General features: G+C 60.2%; 5 protein-coding genes. 2 read left to right on the top strand and 3 right to left on the bottom strand.

Annotated elements, in window-relative coordinates; all coding sequences use genetic code 11:
- The first annotated feature begins 312 nt into the window (after positions 1 to 312).
- A complete protein-coding gene (gene azu, locus FEM54_RS22510; RefSeq protein ID WP_017138443.1) occupies positions 313 to 759 on the top strand; it encodes an azurin in 447 nt (148 codons plus the stop codon).
- Between the two features lie 124 nt (positions 760 to 883).
- Here azu and nadE read toward each other — a convergent pair whose 3' ends face one another.
- The 3 genes from nadE to FEM54_RS22495 all read right to left on the bottom strand — a co-directional run bounded on the left by nadE (position 884) and on the right by FEM54_RS22495 (position 4,031).
- Positions 884 to 1,711, bottom strand: a complete 828-nt coding sequence (nadE, locus tag FEM54_RS22505; protein ID WP_017138442.1) for an ammonia-dependent NAD(+) synthetase — start codon at positions 1,709 to 1,711, stop codon at positions 884 to 886.
- 3 nt (positions 1,712 to 1,714) lie between these two features.
- On the bottom strand, positions 1,715 to 2,929 hold the full coding sequence (gene pncB, locus FEM54_RS22500; protein WP_017138441.1) for a nicotinate phosphoribosyltransferase: 1,215 nt from the start codon (positions 2,927 to 2,929) through the stop codon (positions 1,715 to 1,717).
- Positions 2,930 to 3,143: 214 nt separating this feature from the next.
- On the bottom strand, positions 3,144 to 4,031 hold the full coding sequence (locus FEM54_RS22495) for a LysR family transcriptional regulator (RefSeq protein WP_138453105.1): 888 nt from the start codon (positions 4,029 to 4,031) through the stop codon (positions 3,144 to 3,146).
- Between the two features lie 153 nt (positions 4,032 to 4,184).
- Between FEM54_RS22495 and amaB the strand changes: the two genes are divergently transcribed.
- A complete protein-coding gene (amaB, locus tag FEM54_RS22490) occupies positions 4,185 to 5,675 on the top strand; it encodes an L-piperidine-6-carboxylate dehydrogenase (RefSeq protein ID WP_017138439.1) in 1,491 nt (496 codons plus the stop codon).
- The last annotated feature ends 68 nt before the right edge of the window (positions 5,676 to 5,743 follow it).

Here is a 5,743-nt window from a genome sequence, read left to right as displayed (position 1 = left end):
GGTGAGGGTGGGCGGCGCGCAGCTGCCTTGGGTCGCTATGGTAGCAGCTTAGCAGCGCGATTGGCCTTCACTTACCGCAGGCATACGCGGCCAAGAGGCCGTTGAAGAACTGATTGAAGTGCATGGCAGACGCTCCGGTGGGTGATGGAGCGATCATAAGCGGGTGGCTGTTGTTTGGCTGGTAGATTGTGTTGATCAGTCTGATAGCCTAAAGTTGTATACAATCTGTTGATTCAGATCATAAGAATTTCAGCCTGCTTGGGGCACCCTAGTCGCAATACGCGTTTTTTAAACCCTGCCTTGGAGATTCACATGTTTGCCAAAATCGTTGCTGTTTCCCTGCTGACACTGGCGAGCGGCCAGTTGCTTGCTGCAGAGTGCGCGGTCACTGTTGATTCCACCGACCAGATGTCCTTCAACACCAAAGAAATCACCATCGACAAGAGCTGCAAGAAGTTCACCGTGAACCTTGAACACTCCGGCAGCTTGCCGAAAAACGTCATGGGCCATAACTGGGTGCTGAGTTCCGCCGCCGACATGCCGGGCGTTGCCAGCGACGGCATGGCCGCTGGTATCGACAAAAACTACCTCAAAGACGGCGACACTCGCATCATTGCTCACACCAAGATCATTGGTGCTGGTGAGAAAGATTCGGTGACCTTTGATGTGTCGAAACTGGCTGCCGGCACGGATTACGCGTTCTTCTGCTCGTTCCCGGGCCACATCTCGATGATGAAAGGCACTGTGGTAGTCAAGTAACACCGCGTTATCGTTCATCGCAGGCAAGCCAGCTCCCACATTTGACCGCGTTCCCCTGTTGGAACTCGGTCAAGTGTGGGAGCTGGCTTGTCGAATCGTCGCACCGCTGCGATTGCGGTCTACCTCACGGCGCGAAGGGCATGACGCGCTTGTGCTCAGTCTTGCGATACGTGTCGCAGATAATCTTGAACGCTTCCTCACGCACCGGCTCGCCGTGCAGGAACGCATCGATCTCGGCGTAGGTCACGCCGTGTGAGGCTTCGTCCGGTTTGCCCGGCGACAGGTCTTCAAGGTCGGCAGTCGGGATCTTCTCGACCAGCGACTCCGGCGCGCCAAAGTGCCGCGCAATCGCACGCACCTGGTTCTTCACCAATCCGCTCAGCGGCGCCAGGTCGCAGGCACCGTCACCGAACTTGGTGAAGAAACCCATCACCGCTTCCGCCGCATGGTCAGTGCCGATCACCAAACCACCGGCCGCGCCAGCGATGGTGTACTGCGCCACCATGCGCATGCGCGCCTTGGTGTTGCCCAGCACGAAATCACGCGACACCGCCGCCTTGCCTTCAAACGCCGCCACTTCATTGGCCAGGGATTTAACCGCCGGGCCGATGTTCACGGTGTGGCGTTCGTCCGGGTCGATAAAGTCCACCGACGCCTGGGCGTCGTGTTCGTCGAACTGGGTTTCGTAGGGCAGGCGCACCGCGATAAAACGGTAGGCTTCATCACCTGTGCTGGCGCGCAGTTCTTTCATTGCACGCTGGGCAAGCAGGCCGGCGGTCAGCGAGTCGACACCGCCGCTGATGCCCAGCACCAAGCTCTTGAGCCCGGAATTGCGCAGGCAGCCTTGGATAAACCCTACGCGGCGCGCCACTTCGGCCTCAAGGGCGGCCTGGTCGTTGAACGGTGCTTGGACCTTGAGCTGCTGCGCAATCTCACGCTGTACGGCTTGCATGATTCACTCCTTGCTGGAAAGGGCAGGTACTTTAAAAACGTGACGCAAATAGGCGACAAAATTCGGATCGGTGCAGTGGGTCTTGCCCGCCTCATCGGAAATTTTCGCGACGGGCTGGCCATTGCAGGCGGTCATTTTAAGCACGATGCTCATCGGTTCAACACCCGGAATGTCACAGGTCAGGTTGGTGCCGATACCGAAGCTGACATTAATGCGACCGCGCAATGCGCGGAAAATCTCCAGGGCCTTGGGCAGCGTCAGGCTGTCGGAGAACACCAGGGTCTTGCTCATCGGCTCGATACCGAGCTTGTGGTAGTGGGCGATGGCTTTTTCGGCCCATTGAATCGGGTCACCGGAGTCGTGGCGCAGGCCGTCAAAGAGCTTGGCGAAGTACAGGTCGAAATCGCCCAGGAACGCGTCGGTGGTGATGCAGTCGGTCAGCGCGATGCCGAGCAGGCCACGGTATTCGCGTACCCAGCAATCGAGGGCGGCGATCTGGCTGTCGATCAGGCGCGGGCCGAGTTGCTGGTGGGCCATGATCCATTCGTGGGCCATGGTGCCCAGCGGTTTCATGTCGAACTCGCGGGCCAGGTGCACGTTGCTGGTGCCGACAAAACGCCCGGGGAAGTCGTGCTTGAGCACGCTGACCACTTCTTCCTGCACGCGGTACGAGAAGCGCCGGCGGGTGCCGAAGTCGGCCACTTGCAGCTCCGAGAGCTCTTCGCTGCTGGCATTGGCGGACAGCCAGTCGAATTTGCGGTACAGCTGTTCGCGGGCCTGTTCGAGGATGACGGTCTGGTAGCGGTAGCGGTTACGCACTTCGCTGACGATGGCCAGCATCGGCACTTCAAACAGGATCACATGCAGCCACGGCCCACGCAGGCGGATAAACAGCTCGCCGTTCTCGATGCCGGTTTGCACATAGCGCAGGTTGAAGCGAAACAGCCCTAGAAAGCGCAGGAAGTCCGGCTTCATAAAGCTGATGCGTTCCAGGAAGCCCAACTGGTCGGGGCTCAGGCTCAACTCGGCGAGGCGTTCGATCTGGTAGCGGATTTCCGCCAGGTACGGGCGCAGGTCTTCACTGTTGCGGCAACGAAACTCCCATTCAACTTCCACGTTCGGGTAGTTGTGCAGCACCGCCTGCATCATGGTCAACTTGTAGAAGTCGGTGTCGAGCAAGTTCTGCACGATGCGATCGGCAAACACACTCTCGCTCATAACGGGAATCTCCAGACGGGTCGGCGATGGGCGCCGGCCTTTACGCACAATTAAGGAAGGGTGCTAGTGGCGCATAGACCTGTGGGGTTTTGCCAGTGATTTTTTCAGTGCGGCCACTGGCCTCATCGCAGGCAAGCCAGCTCCCACACTTGAAATGCATTCCAAAGGTGGGAGCTGGCTTGCCTGCGATGACGGTGGTGCAGCCCAAAAAGAGCTAAACCTGCTCCATCATCCACTTCACAAACTCACGCACCTTGGGCACCTCCGCCGAATGCTCGGGATACGCCAGGTAATACGCATCCTGGCTGGGCATCGCATGCTGCCAGGGAATCACCAGCTTGCCCTCGGCCAGCTCTTCCTCCACCAGAAAGCGCGGCAACAAGGCCACGCCACAGCCGACCTGCGCCGCCCGAATGCACATATAAAAGGTATCAAAACGCGGCCCGTGGTAGCTGTGCTCGGTCTGGTAGCCCTGGCTGGCAAACCAGTCATGCCAGCCTTGCGGTCGCGAGGCGTTTTGCAGCAGCACCAGGTTGCTCAGTTGCGTGGGGTCGGTGAATGGCTGCGCAGGCAAGCTCTCCGGCGCACACACCGGCACCAACTCTTCGCTGAACAGTTTCAGGCTCTCGGTGCCCGGCCGTGAACGCTGGCCGAAGTAGAAGGCCATGTCGGCCTTGCCTTGCAACAGTTCGTCCGGCTCCTGCTCGTTGCACAGGTCCAGGTGGATCTGCGGGTGACGCAAACGCCAGCCCTTGAGGCGCGGCACCAGCCAGCGCGCGCCGAACGTGTAGGGCGTGGATACGCGCAGCACTTCGGTCTCGCCGCCGTAGGAGCGCAGGTAGTGGGTGGACATCTCCACTTGCGTGAGGATTTTGCGCACTTCCACCAGGTACAAATCCCCTGCCGGGGTCATCTGCAAGCGGCGGCGCACCCGGCGAAACAATAGGTGTTGGAGCAATTCTTCCAGCTGCGCGACCTGCTTGCTCACCGCGCTTTGCGTGAGGTTCAGTTCCTCGGCAGCGCGGGTGAAGCTCAGGTGGCGGGTGGCGGCTTCGAAACAATGCAGGGCGGTGATCGAGGGCAAATGTCTTTTATTCAGCACGGCACGCCTCTTTTTATTCTTTGCATGAGTAAACGGAATGATATCTCGCCTAATCGTCGTTTGTTGGCAAGTCTTGGGCCAGCTACAAATAAGGTCTGGATCGCCGTGTCTGTGGCGGCGCGAATTTTCTGTTTGAGTTTGAAGGAGTGACCCATGGTTGCCGCATTGCTTGACCGTCTCGGGGTAAACCCGGCGCTGTACCAGTCGGGTAAACAGCCCGTGCATTCGCCGATTGATGGCAGCCGTATCGGCAGTGTGCACTGGGAAGGTGCCGCTGAAGTGGAGCAGCAGGTCAGTCGCGCCGAGCATGCATTCGAGGCCTGGCGCAAGGTGCCGGCACCGCGTCGCGGCGAGCTGGTGCGCCAGTTCGGCGATGTATTGCGCGAATATAAAGCCGACCTGGGCGAGTTGGTGTCGTGGGAGGCCGGCAAGATCACCCAGGAAGGTTTGGGTGAAGTGCAGGAGATGATCGACATCTGCGACTTCGCCGTGGGCCTGTCCCGCCAGTTGTACGGCTTGACCATCGCCTCCGAGCGCCCAGGCCACCACATGCGTGAAACCTGGCACCCGCTGGGTGTGGTCGGCGTGATCAGCGCCTTCAACTTCCCGGTCGCCGTGTGGGCGTGGAACACCACGCTGGCGCTGGTGTGCGGCAACGCGGTGATCTGGAAACCCTCGGAAAAGACCCCGCTGACCGCCTTGGCCTGCCAGGCATTGTTCGAGCGCGTACTGAAGAAGTTCGACGGCGCCCCCGACTACCTCAGCCAAGTGATCATTGGCGGCCGTGACGCCGGTGCGGCGCTGGTGGATGACCCGCGCGTTGCGCTGATCAGCGCCACCGGCAGCACGCGCATGGGCCGCGAAGTGGCGCCGAAAGTCGCCGCACGTTTCGCCCGCAGCATCCTTGAGCTGGGCGGCAACAACGCGATGATCCTCGGCCCGAGCGCCGACCTCGACATGGCCGTGCGCGCCATTCTGTTCAGCGCCGTCGGCACTGCCGGCCAGCGTTGCACCACCTTGCGCCGTTTGATTGCCCATGAGTCGGTCAAGGAAGAAATCGTTACCCGTCTCAAAGCCGCCTATTCCAAAGTGCGCATCGGCCACCCGCTGGAAGGCAACCTGATCGGCCCGCTGATCGACAAGCACGGCTTCGAGAATATGCAGGACGCCCTGGAGCAAGCCTTGAGCGAAGGCGGCAAGGTGTTCGGCGGCAAGCGCCAGCTGGAAGACAAGTTCCCGAATGCCTACTACGTGTCGCCGGCCATTGTGGAGATGCCCGAGCAAAGTGACGTGGTGTGTACCGAAACCTTCGCGCCGATTCTGTATGTGGTTGGCTACAGCGACTTCACCGAAGCCTTGCGCCTGAATAACGCCGTGCCGCAAGGCCTGTCCTCGTGCATCTTCACCACCGACGTGCGTGAAGCCGAGCAGTTCATGTCGGCGGTGGGCAGTGACTGCGGCATCGCCAACGTCAACATCGGCCCGAGCGGCGCGGAGATTGGTGGCGCGTTTGGCGGTGAGAAAGAGACCGGTGGTGGGCGTGAGTCGGGTTCGGATGCATGGCGCGGGTATATGCGTCGCCAGACCAATACCGTGAACTACTCGTTGGAGCTGCCCTTGGCCCAAGGCATCACCTTCGACTGATCCCCCAAGTCGAAGTGGGATCAATGTGGGAGCTGGCTTGCCTGCGATAGCGGTGGTGACTGATACAC

Source organism: Pseudomonas edaphica, assembly GCF_005863185.1.
In the GTDB taxonomy this organism is placed as follows: Bacteria; Pseudomonadota; Gammaproteobacteria; order Pseudomonadales; family Pseudomonadaceae; genus Aquipseudomonas; species Aquipseudomonas edaphica.
The sequence above is the reverse complement of the archived record's forward strand: the minus strand, read 5'-3'. Positions and strand labels throughout refer to the sequence as shown.

What these genes read in the sequence shown, in the direction of transcription:
- azu (WP_017138443.1), top strand. Translation starts at nt 313, where the DNA reads ATGTTTGCCAAAATCGTTGCTGTTTCCCTGCTGACACTGGCGAGCGGC.
- nadE (WP_017138442.1), bottom strand. Translation starts at nt 1,711, where the DNA reads ATGCAAGCCGTACAGCGTGAGATTGCGCAGCAGCTCAAGGTCCAAGCA.
- pncB (WP_017138441.1), bottom strand. Translation starts at nt 2,929, where the DNA reads ATGAGCGAGAGTGTGTTTGCCGATCGCATCGTGCAGAACTTGCTCGAC.
- amaB (WP_017138439.1), top strand. Translation starts at nt 4,185, where the DNA reads ATGGTTGCCGCATTGCTTGACCGTCTCGGGGTAAACCCGGCGCTGTAC.